Here is a 24,335-nt window from a genome sequence, read left to right on the forward strand (position 1 = left end):
CCAAAGGAAATGTTGCAAAAGTCATGGCTCTCTGTTGGATGCCGCGTGCTCCCGCTGTCTTTGAAGATTCTTTTTGGCATGGTCGCAAAGTCTTGCCAAACGAGAGCTAACGGCCTATATTGATAAGTGATATGCCGTCACCGTGTCGCTATGGGAGATCGAGAAACATGATCTTGAAACCGATTTTGTCCGCAGGCATTGGACTGTTTATGGCGGCTGCGTCTTTCGCGGCGTGGCTTCCGGTAGAATCCGGCAACCCTGTAACCGAACCTCAGCTCTCCATCCGCAGTCTGTCGTCGGACACCTGGCAGGTAGATATTCAGGTCCCCGGCGTGGAGACAGATTTGCAGCGCGTCATGCTGCCCGGAGAACCCGCGCTCGAAAGCGACGATGCGCCGCCCTTGCCGGTCTACTCGCGCTTCATTGCCCTGCGCTCGCAGGGTAACCCTTTGGTAGAGATCGTCTCGGAAGAGTGGATTGATCTTCCCGGTTCGGAATCCCTGTCCTCCGAGCAATTCGATACCCATGCTCTCACCGCAGACATAAGCCCGCGCCAGATCATGGGCGGCGTCTCCCTCGCGCTGCTGCGCGTCTTTCCGGTCAAACAGGATCCGCAAGCTCACACGCTGCGGGTCCTGCGCCATGCGACTCTGCGCCTGACCGAATCCGGCGCATCCCTGCCACGGCCACGAGCCATTACCGAAACCGTTGCCAACACTCTAAGGCCGCTTGTTCCCAATTGGGACGACATGGCACTGGATAATCTGGTGGAGCGCGGTACCTATCTGTTCATTGTGGCGGACAACGGCATGGTGCAGAGCGGCATTCAGAACCTCGCCACATGGCGCACGCGGCGCGGCTACAAGGTAGAAATCGCCGGACCCAATGAGATTGCCAACTGGAGCACGTCAGGCATCAAAGCCTTCATCCAGAGCCGCTACAATGGGGCGAATCCTCCGCTGGAATTCGTCTGCATCGCGGGTGACGCTAACGGAACCTACACCGTTCCCTGTTACACCTATGGCGGCGGCGCGGGGGATTGGGATTACACCCGGCTCGACGGCACGGATCTGCTGCCGGATATTGCCATTGGCCGCCTCTGTTTCGCTTCCGGCGCAGAGCTGGCAGTTATTACCAACAAGGTGCTGAACTATGAACGTGATCCCGTGGCCATCGGCGGTGGCACTAAGCCCAATTGGTACGCGGGTGCAGGCCTGTTTGCTGGTGGGTCGGGCACCTCTGCGGTTCATACCATGCGCTGGGTGCGTGAGCGCCTGCTGGAGACAGGATACCCGTCCAGCAGCATCGACACGGTGTATTACACCAACGAATCCGTTGACGGCTCTAAGATAACCAACAGCATAAATTCGGGAGTTTCCATCTGGTGCTACCGCGGCTATCTCGGCATGAACGGCTTCGAAGGCAATGACTTGAGTGGCCTGAGTAACGGGCGGCGTCTGCCATTCCTGCTCGCGCTCACCTGCGGCACCAATGACTTCAGCACCGATGATATTACCGAGCGCTTTGTCCGCGTGGGCAACGGTGGAGCCGTAGCGGCGGTCGGCATGTCCACCTCTTCGACGCATACGCGCTTCAATAACATTCTCATGACCGGCGCCATGCAGGGAATGCTGCGCGAAGGCAACCGGACGACCGGCGGCTCTCTTATGCGTGCCAAACTGGAACTCTACCGAGGCTATCCGACAGACTCGAGCAACGTCGCCTTCTTCAGCGGCATTACGACACTCATCGGTGAGCCGGCCATTGATATTTTCACCGGCACGCCGGATACGCTGCATGTCAACAATCCCGCCACAGCTCCCGTGGGAACAAACCACTTCGATGTGAGCGTGACGAACCGTCTCGGTCAGCCGGTGGCCGATGCCTGGGTGAATCTGGTCAAAGGCACCGAGATTTTCGTGGCGGGACGCTCCGATGCTGCCGGATCTGTCAGCTTTAATTTCTCCACCACCACCGCCGAAACGCTATTCGTCACCGCCACCAAACACAACTGCCGCCCGGCGATTTCCTACACGCTGATCACAGCGGGGGATCCCTATGTTTCCTTAGCCTCGCAGGCGCTGATCTTCGATGATGACAACAATGGCAACAGTTCCGGCAATGGTGACGGCAAGCCCAATCCCGGCGAGACCATCGAACTCCCGCTGCGGTTGCGCAACTGGGGACCTCTCACCGCCACCGGCATCACAGCCACGCTGACCGTCAACGATCCGTATGTCACCGCGCTCAATGTCAACACGGCAAGCTATGGCTCCATCGCCGCCGGAGACTCGGTTGCGCCCGCTGCGCCGTTCGTGTTCAGCCTTGCAAGCTATTTCCCCAGCGGTCACGTGGTGCCGTTCTCCCTTACCGTCACCGATGACGCCTCACACGTCTGGACCACTGCTGTTTCCGTGACACTCTCGAACAGCAAGTACCAGTTCTCAAGCTCAGTGCTGACCGGAGCAGGCAACGGTATTCTCGATCCCGGTGAAGGTGCAGGCCTCTATTTCTGGTTGCAGAATGTCGGCACGCGCACGTCGCCCGCCAACATGACCGGCTATCTGCGTTCGTCCGATCCCGCAGTAGTCATTACGGACAGCATCGGAGTCTTCGGCTCCGCCGGACCCACCGCTCAGTGCCGGAACTCCAGCAATCTGTGGGGCATCAGCGCCACCCTCCAGGCTTATCCCGGTGAGCGCGTGCCCCTCACGGTAACGTTTCCGCTGGCCAACGGCTTCACGGATACGGTAAGGACCTTTCTCACTATCGGCAGCATCGCGTCCAATGCGCCCACGCCTGCCGACCAGTACGGATATTGGGCCTTCGATAACACCGATGCGGCGTATCCGCGTCATCCGACTTACAACTGGGTGGAAATTGACCGGCGGCAAGGTGGATCCGGCACCGTGATCGGCCTGTTAGACAACGCCGATGAGCAGGACGCGACTACCGTCGTGGATCTGCCCTTCACGTTCCGCTATTACGGACAGGACTACACGCAAATTTCTGTCTGCTCCAATGGCTGGCTGGCGATGGGAGCTTCACAAGCCGCTTACACCGATTTCCGCAACTACACGATCCCTTCGGCGATGGGGCCCAATGCCATGATTGCGCCGTTCTGGGATGATTTGCGCGTGGCCGGCCAATCATCGATGACGTCGCATCCGGAAGGCCGGAGTTCTCTGGATCAGGGAAGCCCCACCTGTCCGGGAACCATCATCACTTCTACACCCTATGCCGATTCCGGAACAACTGTCAATCAGGGCAATGACTACTCCGGCTCAACCTGTGCGGTGTCCAACAGCGCCGATGTCTTTTACCAGCTCACGCCGGACGTCACCACCACCTACACCATCTCCCTCTGTGGCAGCAACTACGACACCGGCCTGATGATTCGCAGCGGCGGCCCCTGTCCGGGCATCACCGAAGTTGCTTGCAACGATGATTACGGCCCCTGCGGCACTGGCTCACAGATTGCCCGGACCCTCGGCGCCGGAACCACCTATTACATCATCGTGGATGGCTACGGTACCTCTCAGGGCAACTACGTTCTGAACGTGACGCGCCTCGGCAACCCGGATGGCGTCTACGTCTACCATGATCAGGCCAACCACCGCTTCATCATCGAGTGGAGCGGACTCAGCGTGTCCAAGTGGACCGGATCGAATCTGGAACCCGAATCCTTTGAATGCATTCTCTATGAGCCCGGCTATCCTCCGACCCAGAGCGGCGACGGCGAGATTCTCTTCCAGTATCAAATCTGCGCCAATACCACCGACGTCACATCCTCCAACGATTACGCCACGGTCGGTATCGAGAATCTTGACCAGACAGACGGCGTGCTCTACAGCTACTACAATCGCGTCAGCCCCGCCATCCCCGGCGCGGCGCCCATGATCAGTGGCCGCGCCATTCTCTTTACCACGCAGAAGCTTCCCATCGATACTCCCGCCACGCCCCGCAATGTAACCGCGCTGCGTGTCGGCGATGACGTCCGGCTGCTGTGGAATCGCGTGACCACTGACGTCCATGGTGACCCCGTTCCGCCGATGCAATACAACGTCTACCGCAGTTCCAGCGTCCAGTTCATACCGGACGGCAGCACCTTTGTAGCAACAGTCAGTGATACGTCCTATCTTGACGTCAATCCCTCAGCGGCGCGCGCCTTTTACGTCGTGCGCGCCTATGCTCCCAATGCTGCCGGCGCGATGGGCAACGCCTCTGCTGTCAAGCGCGCCCGCCGCAACGAATAGCCCGGGGACGCCGGACACGGTCCTATGAGACGCCGCAGGCTCTCCGGTTTGGAGAGCCTGCGGCGTCTGGAGACCTCTTGTGCTTATCCGTATTGCCGGCGCAGCCGGTAATGCGCCAGCACAAAGGGCAGTTCCAGCGCGACCCAGCCCCACACCAGGACATGCGCCGAAATCGTGTACTTGGCATCCCACCACGGCCCGGGCAGCAGCGGCTGGAGGTGATCGGAAAGCGCAAGGATCAACGCCCAGCAGCCAATGGGCAGCACAAACCGCCGCTTGGGATTCGTCAGCAGATCTACCGGCCTCCCCCGCAACCGGGGAAGAGCCAGACTCTTCACGACCACCGAACAGACAATCACAGAAATGGAAACCATCCACACGTTGTAGATCCGCATGCTGGTGGCATCCCAAAACTGCCCGCCGCTCCCCACAGCCTGAAGCTGCGGCGCAATCCCGTTCAATACCGCAAAGACATCGGCCAAAAGTACGGCCACGTATGCCGAGCGGCCGGGCACTCCCGATAAGGCCAGCACCCATACAAAGATCGCGAAACCGTAGGCCACGCTGAGCCAGCGCACATCCCATCCTGCCAGTAGTCCGCTATCCACCGCAACATTAAACCCCATGTCCAACGACATGGGGATCCAGAACAGACCACCGAGATTCCGGCAAAGGAAAATCGCCAGCGAAAAGCCAACGTAATAAACGATGGTTTCCCAGGGCACGGTGGGACCTACAGGTATGACTAAAGTGAGAAAATAAAAGTTACTTGTTGGGCGGCCAGCCATGCAGATTGGTCGTCCGTCCGCTCTGAACTTCGTACATCAGAGAGCCGTTCGGAAAATCCGTGGCCCCTACAGTCCATTCCGCTTCGACAAAATCCCAGTCTCCGTCCATCGCGTCATCAAACACCATCCCGAGATCATGCGGACTGAGTTCTACGGATGCGACTCCGCCTTCGATTTTCAACACGAATTCCTTGCGGGTTGTCTGACCATTCTTCTGCGTAATCAGGGTGACCTTGTTCGACTCGCCGGCAGAGACATTGGTCAGCCGCAGTTGCACCGCCGCGTTTCTTTCCCACAACGCCTTAACCGTGGTATCCCCGGTCTGCAAGCTGTCACCGTTCAGGGGCATGGCAAAGTGCTTGGTTGCCATTATCGGTTTGTCCTTCGCTGAAAGATTTGCGTGGGAAACACCTCACCCGGCTCCGTGCGGCTTACCCGGAGCGCAACCGCGCGTGAATGCCGCTGTGTCGAATCGCTTCCAATCTCTGCACCGGATAGTGCTCAGACACGCCTATTTGCACCAAAGGTAGCAAATTAATCCATAGATGGCAATAGAAAGATCACACTACATTCACATTCTCTTTATAAGACTATCCTTAATCTAATATCGAGGAACAGTCACGGGACCTATTCATATTACTTCAACACCTACAAAGGTTTGTCTTTATGGAGTGGATAAATGCGACATGCAATTTCGCAACGGAGCAGGTAGAATAAACTTATAGAATAACTGTAGTTAGTATAATAGACCCGCCTCGAATGTCAGGGGTAGGGCAGGTGAACACCAGAGTAGAGTTCTGAGCACACCTCTTGTCCGTGAACAAATTGGCGAGTGCTGCGTAAACAAAGTAGACCATTGAATCTATAAGGAGATCATTGTCATGACTTCTTCATCGTCTCCAGAAACCGGAACTGCCGCCGCGCCCAGTCTCGAAGACATCCGCCGGATTTTAAAGGAGAACAAGACCATTGCCGTCGTTGGGCTGTCCACCAAGCCGGATCGCCCCAGCAATTCCATACCGGCTTACATGCAGGAGCAAGGCTACCATATTATTCCCGTGAACCCAACCTTGCAGCAAGCCCTGGGCGAGACGGCTTATGCCAGTCTGCGGGATGTGCCCGGTCCCATCGACATTGTCAACATCTTTCGCAAGTCGGATGACGTGCCGCCGGTTGTAGATGATGCCATTGCCAAAGGCGCCAAGGTGATCTGGATGCAACTGGGAATCGCCAACGAAGCCGCGGCTGCCAAAGCCCGTGCCGCGGGAATCACGGTAATCATGGACCTCTGCATCGGCGCCACTCACCGCAAACTGCGCAAAGAGGGACTGGTTTGACGAGCGCGGTTACTATCGCCAGTCCTGATACAGAACAGGCTCCCGGATAGGAGCCTGTTCTGTTGATACGTCTTTATGTGGCTTCAACGCCGCGCGAGGCTGGCTTCAAATCCTGCGATGTCTTCCGAGTAGCGGCGCACCATCTCCGGTGACGCCGGGTTGGTATAAACCTCAGGCCGGGGATTATCCATTACTTCGGCGATGACTGCCGCTACCTCCTCTGCGGTCTGCGCTCCCTGTGCCGTAGTGCCCTGCCAGTTGGGGGTTCCACCCAGCGCATTTTCGAAGAACTGTGTCCTGACCACTCCCGGAAGCACCAGCGACACATGGATCTGCGGATAGGCCGCAAGGCTCATACGCAGATTGGCGGTCAGAATGTTCAGACCCGCCTTGGCCGCGCTGTAGGCCGCACGCAAGGGCACAAACGGCACTTTAGAGAGCACCGTCGACACATTGATCAGATGCCCTGCGCCGCGTTCGACAAAGTGCGGAATGATCGCCTGCATACCGTACAGATCGGACTTCAGATTGATCGCAACCATCTGGTCCACCTCATCATCGGTGAGTTCTAACACGGGCTTGCTGATCCCTCTCCCCGCATTGTTCACCCACACATCCACGTGACCGAACCTCTCCAGCGCCATCACCTTCAATCGCTCCACATCGGCTCGGCGGGTAACATCCGTCACCACCACCAGGGCATTGTCCCCCACCTCAGAGGCCACAGTGCGGAGTTTCGCTTCCGTCCGCGCCGCCAGCACCACCTTGTTTCCCTGACCTCCCGCAAGCTTCGCCAGTGCCGCGCCAATTCCTTCGCTGGCCCCGGTGATCACGATTACGCCGTTGTTCATCGGATACTTCCTCTATGTGCTTCATGCCTTGGTTACCGTTTCACTTTCCCCTGAAACTCCCCTGTGCCCCATTTTGTTCGCATCGTCACGCCGCCGACGGAAAACTCCCATAAGAAAAGGCAGCCTCGCCGAGACTGCCTTTGATACCTTGTACATGCTCCAGCCTTAGGCCAGAGAACTCGGCTCCTCATGAGATGGCATGCCGGCGGTTCCGTCGCCCATCAGCCGGACGTCCATTTCGCGTGCCGACACTTCCAATCCAAAGAAGGCCGATCCCCCGTGCTCACCGCTGTTCAACACCGGCACTCCGCTCTCGAGATAATAGGCATGGAGCGTGTGATAGTGCCCGTGCAGGATCATTTCGATGCGGTGCGCCCGCAGCATATCCACCAGCGCCGAACGGTTGACGAGCTGCATCTCCTTGGCGCAGGACTCCGAATGGGTTTTCAGCAAAAAGCTGAAGGGATGCATACAGTGATGCAGCGAGAGGATCTTGCGCCGCCGCCGGATCTCCGGAATGTTGAGCAGCGATTCCAAAGCCCGTAAATCCACCCAGCCCGTCGACCCGCTCAGATTTTCCCCCAGCAGTGTCACATCCTTCGTCCGCATCACCTGCATGCCGTGCCGCAGCAGATTCATCAGGCTGTAAACCTTGGGCAGATAGAAACAGGTGTCCACGCCGATGATCGCCAGATTATTCGGCAGCAATTTGGCAAAGGGAAAGCCGCTGCGGCTGCGATAGGTGGCAATGCAGCCGTCGAATGCCCGCTCATAGTAGGAGCGGAAGCGGCCCAGTTCCCGGTCATAATCCCGTTCCCGGTAAGACGACAGACGGCGATGCAAATCCCGCAAGCGCGCGACGGTATCCTTCACCGTGCGCAGGCTGCGCATTCCCGCCAGCAGGCCGTCTGCCTTGGAGAACGTGCGGTAGATGAAGCCGTACATGTCATGATTCCCCGGCACCACCGTCAGCCGTTCGCAAGAGTCAAACCCGTACTGTGTCAGCAGTGACCTGAGCCCCCGAGCATACACCGCCCGCCCGTCATCGGTCAGATCCCCGCTGATGATCAGATGATCCGGCTCGGAGGCCGCCACGGCAGCCAGCATGCTGCGCGCCTTCTCCCGGCTCGCGGTGGAGTAGTGCAAATCAGACAGGTGAACAATTCGATACATGGCCATCCATCACTTCAACTTTAACATCTATTAGAATATAGCATCTATTCCTGATATTCGGGTATAGAAATCTCCACGAAAATACAAAATTGCAGCAAAAGGAGGCATGTCTGAAGCACTCCGATCCGCAAAGACTAATCTCCACAACAAAAAGCAGGCTCCCCAAACGTGAGGAGCCTGCGTGTAAGTCTACCTTTCAGACGAATACCGCAACAGGTAGAAGCTTCTTTAGCCGCTTATCGTCCTATTTCAGCAAAAGCAATTTTTGAGTTCGCGTCAGTGCCGGACTTTCCAGCCGCGCAAAGTACAATCCCGAAGCCAAGCCCGAGCCATCAAAGACCAGAGAATGTGATCCCGGCTCCATCATTCCATGGACCAGAGTCCGCACCACCCGGCCTGTCACGTCGCAGACATAAAGGTTCACGGGCGTTGCGGTGGGAAGTTCAAGCTTCATCGTGGTCAGTGCATTGAAAGGATTGGGATACGGTGCGTCGAAGGAGAAGTCTCGGGGCAAAAGATCGGGATCGGCATCCAGCGCGTCCGTAATGGTGAAATCCGCGGCGCTCTCGCCATATGTTAAACGATCCCGGACCGCTATCACCCGGATGCGGCAGTGGGTGCTGTTGACATTGGGAATGGTCCACGCCACACGGCCATCGTTGGGCCGGTTAGGTCCCACCGTCATCCACGTTCCACTGGGGTAATTGCTGTTCAGCAGCACCGCCACGTTGCCGTCGAGACGCGGTGCGTCCCACATCACGACGCGATGCTGCCCCACATGGAATACCTCGCCGCCGCTCGGCGTGCTCACGGTGATCGGTGTGGGCATAATCACAAAGTCGCCGTTGGTTTCGGCCATAATCTCCGGGCGGGTTGCCGAGGTCAGTCGTATCCGGCAATGGTTGGAAGCCGGCTGTGTGACCGACCACGGAATCCAGTCCAGCGACGATGTGACAATCAGCGTATCCCACGGCCCAGTCGGGTAATCGTGATTCACCTCAATGTGCAGATCGTCGGGAATGAAATACCTGTCCACGAACACTGTATCCAGATTGCCGCTCCACACCGTATCGCCTGCCTGCGGTGAACGTATCGCCAGCCGTGGATGGGTAATGATTATGTCGGCAGTTACGGTATCCGCCTGCGTGGTATCCTGATCATGGCGGACCCGGAACCGTCCGTGCTCTGTCTCGGGAACAGTCACGTTCCACGTGAACTCGCCATCATTTGCCGTCGCTGCCGCCACCGGTTCCCACGTGCCGGAAGGGAAGTCCCGGTCCAGTTCGATGGTCACCGTGCCGCCACGGGGCAGCGCGTCCCACTGGAGGGCATAGACGGAATCTACCAGCAGGACATCGTGGCCCGCTGGATGGCGCAGCATCAGTCGCTCGTGGGCCATCCGTGCCAGCCACATCCGGTTGCCGCCTGTACTCGGCCAAAACGTTCCGGCCAGAGCATAACTGCTGTCCGGCATCACCGAAATCCCGTAAAACTGGGCAGTGCCAACACCCGCGGTATAGGTCTCCGCCAGCACCAGGTCGCCCTGCGCCGAGTAGCGCAGCAGAAGTCCACAGGGGTAGTCCGGGTACATGGATTCATAGTAACCGCTCACCACGCAGCCGCTGTCCGGAGTCAGGGCCACGGAATAGCCATACGATGTCTGAGGATGCGGGGCACGCCAGACACGCATCCACAAGAGTTCGCCGTGACTGTCCAACCGTGCAACCAGAGTGCCTTGCTGGGTGTAGTTCACGTCATTGGACGTGCCCGTCACATAGAACCCGCCGTCCGCTGTCTGCACAATACCGTAGCCACCTTCCGGCCCTTCATACCCAATGGCGCGCGTCCACATCAGACGCCCGTCGCGCTCAAACCGGATGACCAGCAACTGGGATTGCATACGATCCGCGTATGCCGCCGTGCCCACGATGGCATAACCGCCGTCGCGCGTCTGAATCACGGCAGCAAGACTCTGATAGTCCGCTTCGAAGTAGAGCTGACGCCATGTGATCGATCCGACGCTGTCCACCTTCATTAGGATGATGCCGGATGAATCCCAGTCCTCAGCGGTGCCCCCGAGAACCAGTCCGCCGTCGGCTGTGGCCGCGAGATCATGACTCGTGAGATCGCCGGCAGGATCTCGATATACCCGGGAATTCAGGATGGCACCCGTCGTGTCCACCTCGTCCACCCGGATTCCCCGTCCCGAGTCGGAGAACGCGCTGTTCCCGCAGAAATAGTAGCGGCCACTCTGCCCGGCGGCAAATCCGCTGAAGGACTGTGTGCCGTCGCCGTAGTCATGGGACCAGAGCAGAATGCCCTGCGCATCCAGCCGGGCCATGTACCCATACAATCTGTTGTCGCTTTCCCATTTCTTCCCGCCCATCAGAAAACCGCCATCCGCCCGCCCGTGCAGCGAAAAGAATTCAGCGCCGCCCGCGCCCGCGGTCCATGTCCGTGTCCAGAGGGTATCCGGATTATACTGGCCCCAACCAAGGGAAACCAGCATCGCCAATCCGCCGATGCAGCCCAGCAGGTTTTTCATAGCAATCCCTCCCGGAAGATGTGGAAGATCCACTGATGTTGTCATTGCCAATTCCGGCGCGGCCCATATGCCCCGGCGCGCAACGGATGCCGATTGAATCAGCTATAATGTGGGATATTGCCATGAAATAATCAAGAGAAAAGCAAAATTTCTTAACATATTCTATCCGGATGTGTTCGTCCTGAATGTGATCTGCAAGAGCAAGACAGAATGGAAGTAATAAGCAACGGGTCAGGCTTTCGCCTGACCCGCACAGTAGATTCGGTTTGCTTTGCCGCTGCTTACGCCAGCATCTCGGCGTGGACCTTGGGTTTGATATTCTGGTTGATGCAGAACAAATTGTCCGGATCCCAGCGGTTCTTTACCGTGATCAGCCGCTCCATCACCGCCGGAGTGTAAGCGATCTTCAACTCGCTCTCGCTTAAGTCGCTCTGGAAATTCACATAGGCTCCCTGAGCAAACTCGGCGGTGGCCGCGTGGAAATCCCGCGCCCACGCCTTGCAACGCTCGTCATCCTTCGGCTCGCGCCACCTCGTGTGGATGTTGAGATTGAACGGCACCTTGCGGTGCGCAAACGCCGTTTCCGTTTCTCCGACGCGGCTCATCGCGCCTTCAAGATGCGGAATAAAGGCCTCGCATTCGTCCGTCGGCATCTTCATCGCAAACTCGGCGATGCGATCGATAAACGCATCCGGCAGCTCTTTTACCTGATGGGACTTCCAGTAATTGCGCGCCCCGTGCGATACCAACGGATCGAACGCGCTCTGCCATCCGGTCCACGGATTCATCCCCACCGCTTCGCCAATGGTTTCGGTGGCGTCCCGGACCGGCTTAATCAGCTTTTCGCCTTCCGCCGGATCTCCGACATAGGCAAAAGGCACCACGATCACCAGCTTGCCATGGTATTCGGGAGGGATAAATGGCAGCGGCGGAGCGTGGCGCACCACCGTCCACACCGTCAGATTGTCCGGCATGCGCCGCACAAACTCGCGGTGAAACTGGTAGTACTTTTTCAAGTTCTCGAATTTTTTGATAATCAGACCGGAGTACACCTGCTTGCCCACCTCAGCACAGCGGAACACAAACGAGGTCACCACGCCGAAGTTGCCGCCTCCGCCGCGCAGCCCCCAAAACAGGTCTTCATTCTCCTTCGCGCTGGCCGTGACCACGTCGCCGTTTGCAGTGACCACTTCCGCCGAAAGCAGATTGTCAATCGACATTCCGAACTTGCGGGTGGTCCAGCCAAAGCCGCCGCCCAGCGTCAGCCCGCCTACACCGGTATGCGAGATAATGCCCGATGGAACAACCATTCCATAGAGCTGTGTCTCCGCATCCACATCGCCCAGCAGTGCGCCGCCGTCCACCCGCGCGGTCTTTGTGTGCCGGTCCACGTTCACGCGCCGCATTAGCGACAGGTCTATCATCATCCCCGCATCGCACGTCCCGGTGCCCGCCGAGTTGTGGCCGCCGCCGCGAATCGCCAGCGGCAGTTTGTGTTCCCGCGCAAACCGGATCGCGTTCACCACGTCCGGCGTACTCACGCAGCGCGCAATGACTTCGGGCTTACGGTCGAAAATTCCGTTCCAGATCTTGCGCACGTCGTTGTAGCTGGGGTTACTCTCGACCACCACCTCGCCCCGCATCCCCTGCCGCAGGCTTTCCAGGTCATCTTGCCGCAGAAAGGCCATAATCTCCTCCTGAATCCTTGATAAGGTCTTGAATGGGTATCGCACACTAAGAGGTCTCGATCCGTCGGCAGGCAAGCCTTCGAGAGGCATCACCTGTTTGGATGTGCGCGCTACTCCCGCTCAAAAATCTATACTCTGATTCACAGAGACAAGGAAGGCGTAACTTGGATGCCTTGCCCTTTTCATCGGGTCGTGCTTTGCATAGTATACGGCCATTCCGAGGCGCTGTCAAGCGCCGTCCGCTTCTCTGCAAATAAAAAAGCGGGCCGCCGGAAGGCAGCCCGCTTTCGAGGAACCCGCTGATCCCCAAGCTTACTGGCAGATATGCCGCACAACATACCGCCGGAACGGCACCAGTGCGGAAGGATCACGCCAGGCGTTTGCTCCCGCGGGAACGGTTACCGTGGCGTCGAGGTTCCACGGCAGCCCCGGAGTGAACGCGCTGTTCTTGTCAATCGTACTCCAGATCTGGTACTGCCCGGCCAACGGCGCGGTGAAACGCACGTCCATGCAGGAATCGGCACGGGTGGCGTCCACACGGTACACGGTAACGTTGGTCGCCGAATCGCACGTCTCGATGCACCACGGGCCTTCGTCGTAAATTGTCAAGGCAAAGGGCCCGTAGCCTGTGGAGTAACGTCCGACGCGGATCAGGTACGTGCCCGTGGCAAACGAGTCGGCCAGCCATGAGGTCAGGGAGTAGGTCGCATGGTTGTGCGCCCACGTCAGGCCGGTCGAATCGAAATGTCCCCAGTCATCATTGCAGAGCAGTGCCGGATGTGTGCAGCACTCGCCCGGAGCATACAGGGCAAGATGCATATCGCCGCTGGTCGCGCCCACCGACTGTTCAAGTTTCATCTCGATCAGGCGGCATCCGGTGACATTCAGCGCATAGAAGACATCCCGGCTGTCGGACGTATAGTCACAGGTATCGCTGCACGTGACGTCAGCCAGTGAGGTTGACCCCAGCACCAGCAGAGTGTCATTGTGCGCCACCGTTACAGGCGTCGGACTTGTACAGGCATCGTTTGCCGGCGGCACGGGCGGACTGCACGGGAAGCAACTCAGCGCCATGCGATAGTCGCGCGGCACCGGAATTCCCGACGTCACCGAAGGTATGACGACCAGGGCATAGAACCCGGGCGTACGGCATTCGGGCGAACTGATGACGTGATGCGTGCAGGAGTCGGATGTTGTCAAACTGGTGATCCACAGCAGCGCCGAATCACAGGGAGCCGTCCGGCCATACTTCACGATGCCGAAGCGCACCGGCACTTCAGAGTACAGGTCCACCGAAAGACTTTCCGGTGTGGATTCGGTGATCGCGTACCAGTCCGAATCCGCGCGGCTGACGCCCGTCGGTCCCATGTACGTAAACACACTGCCGCACACCGTCTGCCCGCAGGAGATCGTGCCAAACGCGGGCGGGGCACTGTTGCAGCCGCCGTCCGGATCGGTGCGGTAGAAGGTCGTATCCGCCGGGTTTTCCGTCAGCTCGTGAATGTCATTCGGATCACAGGTGATATTGCAGGGGACGCACGGCGTAACATCCAACACCCACGCGCCCGTCGCGCTCGAATAGGGCTCGATGTCCACATAGTACGTTCCCGCCGTCAATTGCTGGCAGGTAATGCGGGAGAAGCTCACGCTGCCGCACCCATCATCATTGGTGGCGATGGTGGTGCCGCCGCAGCAGGACGACGTCAGGTACATATACGAGTCCCATGTCGGCGTTCCGGCGCACATCGAGAAGGTCCATCCGCCGTCGAAGGGAATATTCACCTGAATCACCTGATCCAGGCCCGGGCGAAGGCTGCAATCATCGCCGGCACCGGTTGTGTTGCCTGCGGTCTGTCCCGGCGCATTGATCGTAAAGTCCACGCAGTTGCGCACGTGCACCAGGACATGGCACGAGTCGTTGCTGCGATCCATGTCGGTGCCCAGATCAGTCCACACATCCAGCATATAGTCGCCGACAGTATTCGGCAGAGTGATTTGCGCGGCAAAGGTATGGACCTCCGAGCCGTACTGCAGCAAGGATGCCGTCGTCTCCGTCACTACGCCGCCGCCGTTGAAGCGGTATTTCACCGGGCTGGCTTCCGTGGCAAATCCAAAATTCGTTGCCGTAAAGGTCACCGGAACCGTCGAGCCGGGCTGGTAGTTGCCGGTGGTGGGGCTGGCGACTCCGCCGCAGGCGAAGTTGTGCTGCACGCCAGCCGGCGGATAGAACCAGATCGCCCGGCCATTCGCCGGCTGGATGCCCACGAGGTTGCAGACATAGGTCAAGGCCGCACTGCCGGCCGCGCCATTGGCCTGAATGCCGATGGTCTGCGTGCTGTCATAAGCCGCCAACATGACCAGATTGTTGTACTGCATCTTGATCCGGCCATCGGCGAACGCGATCACTTCGAACTTCAGGCTGGCATTACCGGCCGTGCAGCAATGTCCGACCGAGTCATATTCAATGACCGTGTAGCTGCCGAAATTCTTGTAACCGACCACATTCGTTCCGCCCGTCACGCCGCCGTAATCCAGATGCAGGTCATCCCAATACGGGAAGATCGCCGGACCGGCTACGTTTGTGCTGGGCAGGCATACGTTGGACAGCGACGTCGATATCGTCGTGAACTGCATGACGCCATTGGTCGAAACGCGGAAGGAATCGTACGATACGCCGTAGAACGGGAAACTGAAACCAAAGGGGTGCTTGGATGCCGAGTAGCTGTCGTCATGCGTCCCCGACCAGGTGTTGATGTAGGTTGTGCCCGGATCTCCCCGCAGTTCGATCCACTCATAGGTCGCCGTATCCGGCGCCATATTGTCCAGCCAACGGTAGCCGAAGGCATCCGGACCGCCTTGCGAATCCAGCGGACCAAAGCCGCCGTCTCTGCCTTGGCGCGAGAAGATGTACACGTCCATCAACTCCTTCTCGCTCGCGCTGACCTCTGCACCGGCCTGCCAGCGTTCATACACCTGCTGGGCCAGCCGCTCGTTGTCCGCCTTTTGTGCATCCCACCGTCCGGCATCCTGCACCGTCGCCGCAGGCGGCAGCGGCGCGTAGGGATTCGCCTGCTGCGCTTCCGGCGGCTTATCCGTAAACCGTTTTACCGCAGGCCGCGCCTGAACCATCACCGCAAATGCACCAAAACAAACCAACAACAGACAAACAAACACTTTTGATCGTGCTTTCATGCTCTCTCCTTACATGATTGCGCTCAGTTTTCCCATGCTTCATGACTGGATCTCGAAACGGTTCGTGAGAATCGAGCCCCGTCCTATGTATGAGTAAATAGTACAAACAACAGCCTCAGTTGTCAACAAGTGTTCCATCGGAAAAAAAATTGTTTAAGCGGCCCGTTAACTTGGACTGCAAAAAGTTGAGAATTCTGGAACCGGCTGAACATGATCATTCCTTAATCCTAAAGTATTATCACGGTCATGTTTAGGTTTAACTGCCGCCTCGGTACGGCCAGCGAATAGCGGAATTCCAAAATATTCAAACCCGGCTCGCGCTTCCCGGAAGGATATCTTTCCTCTTCGCGGCTCGCGCTCGCTTTGATGTGCGGATGGGCAACAGAAAGGGCCAGCCCCGTAAGGTCTGGCCCAGCAACCATAGCATATGCTATGCGATGAAATTGTGCTCAGGGAATCGTTGCGGCTTCCCCGTTTTCAAGCACTAAAAACCTTGGCTTCGGGTCCGGTGCCTCAGATAGAAGCTCCTTTATGCGGTTCGGCGGCTGATCCTGCCCGTCATCGGCCAGTGAAAAGGTGCCGAAGTGGATCGCGATTGAGGTCTCAACGGACAGATCCTTGTGTATCAGCAAGGCCTCATCGGGTGATTCATGGATAGGCTTCATGAACCACCGTGGCAAGTATGCCCCGATGGGCAGACAGGCCAGGCGGAACCCCCGGTAGTGCGCCTTGATCTGCTCGAGAAATGGCCCGTAGCCTGTGTCTCCGGCAAAATAGATATTGCCGTGCGGAGTTTCGATCACAAAGCCGCACCATAGCGTTTCGCTGCGATCCCCGAATCCGCGCCCGGAAAAATGCTGCCCGGGCACACAGGTCACCCATACCGAATCGGCGATCTGCTTCCGGTCCCACCAATCCATGTCTTCCGCGCCGCCCACGCCTTCCTTTTTCAGATAAGCTGCATTTCGCAGCCCGACAAAGATCGGCGGCTTCCACGCCTTCCGCAACCGCTTCAAGGTCGGCAGATCCATATGGTCGTAGTGGTTATGCGAAACCAGAATCAGATCTATCGGCGGCAGATCATCAAACCGGATCCCCGGCGGACGATAGCGCTTTGGCCCGGCAAAGGATACCGGACTCACCCGCTCCGACCAGACCGGATCCGTCAGGATGTTCAGCCCTTCGGTTTGAATCAGCACCGTGGCATGGTTGACAAATGTCACCACCAGTTCTTTGCCGTAGACCCGTTCGTGCGGCTTGGCTTCGACAGGATTGTTCCGCCATTTCCACGGAGTCGCATGGCGTGTTAACATCCATTTCATCACGCCGAAAAAGCCGTTGCGGTGCGGACTGGAACTCCACGGCTCAAACCCGATGTTGTAGAACCGTGTGCCGTCAAAGTGGTCGGACTTCTTCGGCGTGCGGCGCTGACCTGCGGTCAGACTGTCCTGATGGTTGGAGGACGCCGCTACGCCCCCCGCCATCAGCAGCAAGGCCGCGCCCGCCACAATCCCCAATGTTCTCAGCTTGCTCACGTGTCCCTTATTTCTACCGTCTTTGAACCGCCCTCAGCAATCATTCAATGCGTATACCGCACTTAGGTTTCACCGCCGCTCCAAAGTGATGTCATGTGCTCCCGGTTGCAGTCCGGTCAACCTATCTAACCGGATGTTTTCTATCCACCTTGCCTGAAATAGCAACGGGTCAGCTCTTCGCCAACCCGCTTGCACGTTCTTATGCTGCCTCGGAATCAGACCGCAGGCTTGTTGACTACTTTCACTAAGGCATCCCTGACGGTTGCCGCCCGGCGCATCGTGGGCTGCATGCTAAGCGCCTTCTCCGCCGCGTCCAGTGCTTCGCGGTACAGGCCCGCTTCAGTAGCCGTCTCGGCCAGATCCGCCCACGCTTCCGCCTCGCCGGGGACGATTCGCAGCGATTCATGCAGATAATCCAACGCGCGTTCCGGCTCGTCGACTGACCTGTAATAGGCCGCCACATTCCGCAGCAAAACCGCTCGCTCCGGGCTGGGTCTCGTCTGGCCTGCCAATCCGGACATGGCTCTCAAACGCGCCGCCTGCCTCGGAATAAAATCCATATCCGTGCGAACCTTGGCCGCCTGCTCCCACAACTCCGCGGCATGGTCGAGGTCGTTCAGAGCTTCGTAAATCGTCGCCGCATCAATGTAAGCATGCAAATCAGACGGCTTGATCCGGGCTGACCTCTCATACAATTCCGCCGCCTTCCGCAGCTTGGCAGGATCCGCCGATCCGTCCGGATCGGCGTCATTCCACATTGCCAAAGCCTGATCGCATGTCGGCGGATGTTCGCTGGCTTCCCGCTTGGACTCCTCCACGGCCTCGGAAATCTCAATCCGTCCGTTCTCCCACTTCCGAAGCTGGGAAGGATCATGACTGAGCAATGCAAACTGCGTGTTCTTCTCCGAGACCGGCTGATAGTCGGGTTTGATCGCTGCCAGCTTCTGATACAGCTCCGCCGCTTCGGACACCAGTTCGTGGTTCTCGCAGATCTGCGCAAGATTGTAGAGCACTTCGGGCTTGTTGCCGCTGAGTTCCGCCGCTTTACGGTACGCCTTCACCGCATCGAGAATTTTGCCTTCGCTGTAGTAGGCAATGCCCAACTCGTGCATCAACTCGGCGGATTCCGGCTGATACTTCAGCTTCCGCAGAATCCTTACCTTGTTCAACTGTACATCCACCGACCGCAGAATCTGTTTGGTGGGACTCTGCTTGCTCACCGCCATGAATCCCGCTACCGCGCTGTCGAGATTGCCCGTCGCCAGATCCGTCATCGCCAGATTCATCCGTGCAAAGGCATGGTCCGGTTTCAGCTTCAGCGTCGTGTTGAATTCCTTCCTCGCCTGTTCGTACTTTCCTGAAAGCAGGAAGATATTCCCCAGCCAGTTGTGCGCCGTCACATCATCCGGATGGGTGAGCAGCCGCTGCTGAAAATGCCGCTGCTTTTCGGGGCAGTGATTGAGGAGATGATCCACATTGGCATCATCGAACCCCGCATCGTCCGCCACCACTGCCGCCTCTTCATACTTCAAATCGTTATTCGTCAGGAAACCGACGTTCAGCCGCCGCGCTATGTCCTCATAAGCGGTCATGTCTTTCGAGAAGGAGGGAGGCGGCGTGCTCTTTGGGCTCATATAGGACCGGATGGACTCCTGATAGCGCACGAGGTCCATGCACTGGTCCGCGCCCTCCACGTCCTGCTTGATGTGGAACTGCGCGTACGGCAGATCGTCGGTGCTGATCTTGTCGAAGCCCTTCAGCATCTTTGCCACGCCGTCCTCGCCCAGCAAAAAGAAACTCAAAAATTTTTCCGGAGTGTTGATCCCGAACTCAGCCAGCCCCGCCTTGTCATACAGCGGCTCCAGCCGCTTCTGCAAATCGGCGTAATCAATCTCCAGCCGTTCGGGAGTGCCCAGCATCAGCACCTGTGATGATCCGTAAATCGCCCAGAAGCTCATGTGCGGGAACACGCTGCGAAAGGTATTCAGAATCACCTTGATCGCATCTCCCGGCAGCGGGATCACCACCCACTGGCAGAACACCCCGTCCGGCTTCAGCCGCTCTTTCACCAGCTTGTAAAATTCCTGAGAATACAGCGTCCATGAGTCGAACATCTTCGGGTTCGTCGCATCGGAAATAATCAGCGAGTACTTGCGTGGACTCACCAGCAGCGCGTTGCGCCCGTCATTCACCACCTGATGGAAATTGGGTTGATGAATGACGTCCAGATTCTCCCGCGTGTATGCCGCGGCAATTCCCTGAATATCCGGGTTAAGATCCACCACGTCCAGCGATTTCACATTGGTCGCACATGCTCCCGCCGACATCCCCGCCCCGAACGCAATCATCAGCGCGTCATCGGGATTAGGATGCACCAGCGTCGGCAGCAGCCCCAGCAGTTTGAAAAGCTGCACGTGCCACAACCGCGAGGAGGCCTCATTGACCGCGTTCAGATGAAAATCCTTGTACCCCAGCTTCTTGAAATCGTACACCAGAACATTGGCCACCTTGCCTTCCTTGTAGTGGATAATGTCCGCCGTCGGATTGGCTGCCTGAAACAGGCTGCGGAAGAGATCTGAAGGCGCCGCCAGCGCCATCGCGGCGACGATCAGCACAAAGCCCACCGCCCATGCCGGTCGCAGCGCCGGGCGCAAGGTGGAAATCCACGGCAGAAATCCCGCCAGAATATTCAGCGCGGCTACAATAATCACCCCCCGGTGCAGGCCTACTCCCGGCAGCAGCACAAAGCCCGCCATAAACGCGCCCAGAATCGCCCCCACCGTGTTCACCGCATACACCGACCCCACACTGGTGCCTTCGTGCTGCGCTCCCCGGCGGCAAATCTGAATCGCCAGCGGCACCGCAATCCCCATCATCACCGTCGGGCCAATCATAATCACAGCCGTCTTGGCCAGCGTCAGCGTTTCACTGAAGTTGTTGAACAGCCCACTATGGAAAATCCGGAACAGAAACGGCGTGGCATAGGAGACAACACCGATGCCCAGTTGCAGCCACACAAACAGCCGCACCGGGTTTTCCGATTTGGTCAGATACCGCGCATACAGCAGACTGCCGGTGGCAATTCCAATCAGAAAGGTCCCCAGAATCGCCGTAAACGAGTAGATATTGTTGTGCAGGAACAGATTCAGCATCCGTGTCCAGAACACCTCATACGCCAGTCCGCAGAATCCGGAAATGCCGATGCCGATGAGGATCATTCGGATCGTCGCCCGGCTATAGCTTCCTTCTGCCTCATAGGTGTGCGCCTCTGCGGGCTCCTTAACCGGCGGCGCCACCGGAGCCTCTGCCGACTGTTTTCCCAGATACCATGCCGCCGCCGCAACGCTGAGGTTGATCGCCACACCCACCCACGTGGTCTTCTGCATGCCCAGCAGTCTCAGCAGAAAATAGCCGCAGGCAAAAGTCCCCACCACCGCGCCCACCGTGTTCAGACCGTACAGAAATCCCGTCTGATGCCCGATGGAATCCTCGTCTCCTGTAAACCGTTTGATCAGCACCGGCAGCGTGCCACCCATCAAAAAGGTGGGCAGCGCGATAATCGCAAAGCACACCGCAAACCGCACGAGGTTCAAGAGCACAATATTGGCCGCCACCCCGTTGTACAGGCTGGCATACAATGGCGTCACCGCGTGAATCAAAAATGGAAAGATCAGCGCGAACAGCCCAATGCCCGCTTCCAGGCACGCATATACCTGCAAGAGGGGCCTTGGCTTGCGGTCAATGTACCGCCCCAGGGTATAGCTGCCTGCGGCCAATCCGCCCATGAAGGCGCTGAGTACCGTGCTCGTCGCCAGCATCGTGTTGCCGAATACCACCACCAGCAGCCGCGTCCATACGATCTGGTAAATCAGACCGGAAATCCCGGACAGCAGGAAGAGCGAATAGATCAAATAGCGGTAATTTCTTTGGTCATTCAAAATCAGATCCTCGGATTTCTTGCCACAAACCGGCTTTCAGGCCTCAGTGGGCCGAATACAACACGAGCGAACCGTGCCATTCAGACCGTGGCGGATTCGCTCGCTAACCATTGCCCCGATGCGTCAATCTCAGCCCAACAGGTCTTGTGCATATATTAACAAAACAAGACCCCAGAATCAAGAAGTCCAGAAATATCTCCTAAATCTATGCAGAATCCTATCTTACCAATTAATCAAGCCCTTATCTTAACTGGACTCTCCAAGTCTACTCCGTTAGACAAGCCTCCGGGGAGGCAGCCTCGCCCCAAGACGGAGTCACCAACTCAGCCAGTAGGTTGCCTTTGCCAGCAGGATGTTGTCCGACCGGGCTTCGAACAAGGCGTCTATCGAACGGCGGAAACTGAACTGCCCGCGGCTGTCGTCCTTGCTGCGCCCGTGAGTCCACACCAGATAGAAGGTGGACCCCGGCAGGTATTCCCACCGCAGAATCAGGTTGCCTTGCAGCGACCGCACATCAAAGTCCGGCTGGCTGAAACTGAAGGCGTCAGCAGGTCCTCCGCCGTCCGGATCCACCGTGTAGTTGCCGTCGTCGAGGTGCACCTGACTCGCGTCATAGGTGCGGTAATCATTGCTCCCCGGACGCGATAACTCTTTAAACCTGAAATAGTCCCCCGCTGAAATCAACGGCTGTGCATAGAACTGCAAACTGAGCCGCGGATTGAAGGTCCAGCTCATGCGGATCGACGACGATAACTCCGTCTGGTTGAGCCGCGCAAACAGATACCGCGTCCCATAGGTGTTGGTCGCCGTAGGATCCGGGAACTGCCCCACATAAGCCAGAAAATTGTGGTTCCAGTTCAGTGTGGGCGAAACACTGACACTGAAATTCGTCACGGGTTTCCACTCTGCGCTGCACCATATGTCGCGGTTCCAGTCCTGCGGCGAGGCGGTGTACCCGTCAGTTCCCAAGCCAAACACCCACGGCTCGCGGCTATCCGTATAGCTCTGAAAATCGAGCTGCCAGCCCGCCTTGTTCACCGTGCGCGGTCCGCCGCGTGACCGGAAATCGCTCAGGGTGTTCGGATTCAACCCCGCTGTCAACTGCAGAGTATAGTAGTTCAGAAGCTGCACGTATCCGCGTCCCCAAACTCCCGCCGACGTGGTTGCCCCGCCGAAATCCAGGCTGCGAAAGCCTGCACCCAGCACCTGAGCATATCGCGTCCAGTGGGTGGTCTTGGTCCACCGGTAGCCGATACCGTAATGTGCGTTAATCACATCCGCCCGGTACAGAAAGCCGACGTCGTTGATGTCAAAGCCGGGACTGATCACTCCCACGGCGGTGTTCATAAACAAATTGCCCTGTTCCTTGTTCACGGTCACCCGGCCGGCATAGCCATCGAGGAACGTGGCGGCGCTGTCCACATGCGCATAGGAAATATCAGGCCGTTGATAGTAATGCCGGCTTGACCGCTGCAGATCGGTGATGCGCTGCGAAGAGCCAGTGATATAGGATCCCGCGCCCCAGGCGGTGAGCACGTAGGTTTTGTTCTTGTCAAGAAAGGTCCAGCCATCCGCTCCCGCCGTGTAAGCATTGCTGTTGATGTCCGCGCGCAGCGAGTCGGTTTTGAACATCCGGTTGACCGAGTTGAACATGAACCCCAATCCCTGCTGTCCGCCATTGAACTCCTTCTGTGCCCGGTTCACCGAGTAGTAGGTGGCGGGTTCGGACTCGAAATGTGTCCGCTGACCGAGGTAGGACACATCATCGTACTCCCGCTGCGTCAGCGCGTGCAGCGTGCCGATGTTCCAGTTGCCGCTGAGTTTGCCGGAAACTTTGGCCGCCCCCAGAATATGCGCGCCTTCCGGCACATAGGAATAGTCATAATTGTCCGGTAAATTCCCCTGCGGAGCATGTCCAATGCGTCGGCTGTAGAACAGGCTCGGAGTCGACCAGTTGAATCCCCAGTAATCCGTCGCTCCTCCCGAGCCGAATTCAAAATTGCGCGAACCTTCCACGAAGAACGGCCGTCGCTCATCGAATGCCGTCTCCACGTCCGAGAGATTGACCACCGCCGGGTCCACTTCCACCTGTCCGAAATCCGGATTCACCGTAGCATTCAGTACGAGGTTGGAACCCAATCCGATTTTCACATCCGCGCCCCCCGTTTCCCTGTATTCGGACGGTGGCACAAACGGGTTTCCCGGCTCGCGTAGACGGTAGCGGGCCCTCGTGCGTGCGTAGGGCAGCAACTCCACATAACGCGGCGCCGTGATCGACTCCAGCCCCACCAGATTCCAGAAGCGCGACACAAAGCCGCTGCCGTTCTTGGGGGTGAACACCAGATAGTCATCTTCGTGCCGGCGGCCAATGCTGCGATGGAAGTTGATCCCCCACACATACTGGTCCTGCGGCAAAAACCGAAGCTGCGAGAACGGGATGCGGAATTCCGCTGTCCATCCCTGAACATCGGCGCTGACGGCTCCTTCCCACACGCCATCCCAGGAGTCGTCCGACCAGGTATCATTGTACCGCACCGCATCGTAGCGCGACCCCGCCGCATTCAGGCCGAAATGATAGCCGCTGCGGCGGTCATGAAACGGGTCAAGGTAGACCGTAAATAAGTCGGCTTCGGTCAGCACATCCCGCCGCACCAGCCGCCTCAAAATCGAATCCGGCGCCGAATCATACATCCGCGCGCCAATGTACAGCGCGTGGTCATCGTACAGCACCGTCACCTCGGTCTTCTCCGAGGGGAGTGAGTATTCTACCGGATCCTGCTGGGCAAAGCGGTTTACAGCTTCGCCGGCCCGCCACACCTCCTCATCCAGCCGCCCGTCAATCACCGGCGTCTTGGAGATACGTGTGGCCCTGACTGTGGTGGAATCTTGAGCCCAAGCGGCATCATCAAGGGCCATGCATAACAAAACTAAGAAACAGAGTAAGAATTGGCGCATAGGAGAGAGGTTATGGCGGTTTCTTTTGAAGACACTAATCCCCATAAGCATTAGATGGACTTCCCCCCAGGATGTTT

12 protein-coding genes are annotated in these 24,335 nt (G+C 57.9%); 2 read left to right on the forward strand and 10 right to left on the reverse strand.

The features are described from left to right. The first annotated feature begins 167 nt into the window (after positions 1 to 167). Complete coding sequence (locus VGL38_14020) at positions 168 to 4,256, forward strand: C25 family cysteine peptidase (GenBank protein ID HEY3296542.1); 4,089 nt, start codon at positions 168 to 170, stop codon at positions 4,254 to 4,256. A gap of 83 nt (positions 4,257 to 4,339) precedes the next feature. Here the strand turns inward: VGL38_14020 and VGL38_14025 are convergent, their stop codons facing one another. Together VGL38_14025 and VGL38_14030 are read right to left on the reverse strand one after the other, a co-directional pair. Beyond that, positions 4,340 to 4,981: a hypothetical protein gene (locus VGL38_14025; GenBank protein HEY3296543.1), complete on the reverse strand. Its 642-nt coding sequence runs from the start codon at positions 4,979 to 4,981 to the stop codon at positions 4,340 to 4,342. Between the two features lie 40 nt (positions 4,982 to 5,021). Then, complete coding sequence (locus tag VGL38_14030) at positions 5,022 to 5,414, reverse strand: hypothetical protein (protein HEY3296544.1); 393 nt, start codon at positions 5,412 to 5,414, stop codon at positions 5,022 to 5,024. Between the two features lie 511 nt (positions 5,415 to 5,925). Here VGL38_14030 and VGL38_14035 point away from each other — a divergent pair. Then, complete coding sequence (locus tag VGL38_14035; GenBank protein HEY3296545.1) at positions 5,926 to 6,381, forward strand: CoA-binding protein; 456 nt, start codon at positions 5,926 to 5,928, stop codon at positions 6,379 to 6,381. A gap of 83 nt (positions 6,382 to 6,464) precedes the next feature. Here VGL38_14035 and VGL38_14040 read toward each other — a convergent pair whose 3' ends face one another. From VGL38_14040 to VGL38_14075, 8 genes are all read right to left on the reverse strand, one after another. Then, a complete protein-coding gene (locus VGL38_14040; GenBank protein ID HEY3296546.1) occupies positions 6,465 to 7,232 on the reverse strand; it encodes an SDR family NAD(P)-dependent oxidoreductase in 768 nt (255 codons plus the stop codon). Positions 7,233 to 7,397: 165 nt separating this feature from the next. Next, positions 7,398 to 8,405, reverse strand: a complete 1,008-nt coding sequence (locus tag VGL38_14045) for a metallophosphoesterase (GenBank protein ID HEY3296547.1) — start codon at positions 8,403 to 8,405, stop codon at positions 7,398 to 7,400. 244 nt (positions 8,406 to 8,649) lie between these two features. Continuing rightward, positions 8,650 to 10,950 carry a T9SS type A sorting domain-containing protein gene (locus VGL38_14050; protein ID HEY3296548.1) on the reverse strand — a complete coding sequence of 767 codons (2,301 nt, stop codon included), beginning with the start codon at positions 10,948 to 10,950 and terminating at the stop codon, positions 8,650 to 8,652. A gap of 281 nt (positions 10,951 to 11,231) precedes the next feature. Beyond that, positions 11,232 to 12,638 (reverse strand): FAD-binding oxidoreductase, encoded by a 1,407-nt coding sequence (locus VGL38_14055; GenBank protein HEY3296549.1) that lies wholly within the window; start codon positions 12,636 to 12,638, stop codon positions 11,232 to 11,234. Between the two features lie 312 nt (positions 12,639 to 12,950). After that, the gene (locus VGL38_14060) at positions 12,951 to 15,830 is read right to left on the reverse strand and encodes a hypothetical protein (protein HEY3296550.1); all 2,880 of its coding nucleotides are present in this window, start codon (positions 15,828 to 15,830) and stop codon (positions 12,951 to 12,953) included. Positions 15,831 to 16,279: 449 nt separating this feature from the next. Next, the gene (locus tag VGL38_14065) at positions 16,280 to 17,365 is read right to left on the reverse strand and encodes an MBL fold metallo-hydrolase (GenBank protein HEY3296551.1); all 1,086 of its coding nucleotides are present in this window, start codon (positions 17,363 to 17,365) and stop codon (positions 16,280 to 16,282) included. Positions 17,366 to 17,580: 215 nt separating this feature from the next. Continuing rightward, positions 17,581 to 21,303 (reverse strand): fused MFS/spermidine synthase, encoded by a 3,723-nt coding sequence (locus VGL38_14070; protein ID HEY3296552.1) that lies wholly within the window; start codon positions 21,301 to 21,303, stop codon positions 17,581 to 17,583. A 315-nt stretch (positions 21,304 to 21,618) separates the two neighbouring features. Beyond that, positions 21,619 to 24,219, reverse strand: coding sequence for a DUF5916 domain-containing protein (locus VGL38_14075; GenBank protein ID HEY3296553.1), 2,601 nt, complete (start codon positions 24,217 to 24,219; stop codon positions 21,619 to 21,621). Positions 24,220 to 24,335 lie beyond the last annotated feature (116 nt).

The organism is bacterium, assembly GCA_036504735.1.
Classification (GTDB): Bacteria; Electryoneota; RPQS01; order RPQS01; family RPQS01; genus DASXUQ01.

Excerpts from the sequence above, each read along its gene's own strand:
- VGL38_14040 (HEY3296546.1), bottom strand. The coding sequence starts at position 7,232 with ATGAACAACGGCGTAATCGTGATCACCGGGGCCAGCGAAGGAATTGGC.
- VGL38_14050 (HEY3296548.1), bottom strand. The coding sequence starts at position 10,950 with ATGAAAAACCTGCTGGGCTGCATCGGCGGATTGGCGATGCTGGTTTCC.
- VGL38_14075 (HEY3296553.1), bottom strand. The coding sequence starts at position 24,219 with ATGGCCCTTGATGATGCCGCTTGGGCTCAAGATTCCACCACAGTCAGG.
- VGL38_14020 (HEY3296542.1), top strand. The coding sequence starts at position 168 with ATGATCTTGAAACCGATTTTGTCCGCAGGCATTGGACTGTTTATGGCG.
- VGL38_14055 (HEY3296549.1), bottom strand. The coding sequence starts at position 12,638 with ATGGCCTTTCTGCGGCAAGATGACCTGGAAAGCCTGCGGCAGGGGATG.
- VGL38_14060 (HEY3296550.1), bottom strand. The coding sequence starts at position 15,830 with ATGAAAGCACGATCAAAAGTGTTTGTTTGTCTGTTGTTGGTTTGTTTT.
- VGL38_14030 (HEY3296544.1), bottom strand. The coding sequence starts at position 5,414 with ATGGCAACCAAGCACTTTGCCATGCCCCTGAACGGTGACAGCTTGCAG.
- VGL38_14035 (HEY3296545.1), top strand. The coding sequence starts at position 5,926 with ATGACTTCTTCATCGTCTCCAGAAACCGGAACTGCCGCCGCGCCCAGT.
- VGL38_14045 (HEY3296547.1), bottom strand. The coding sequence starts at position 8,405 with ATGTATCGAATTGTTCACCTGTCTGATTTGCACTACTCCACCGCGAGC.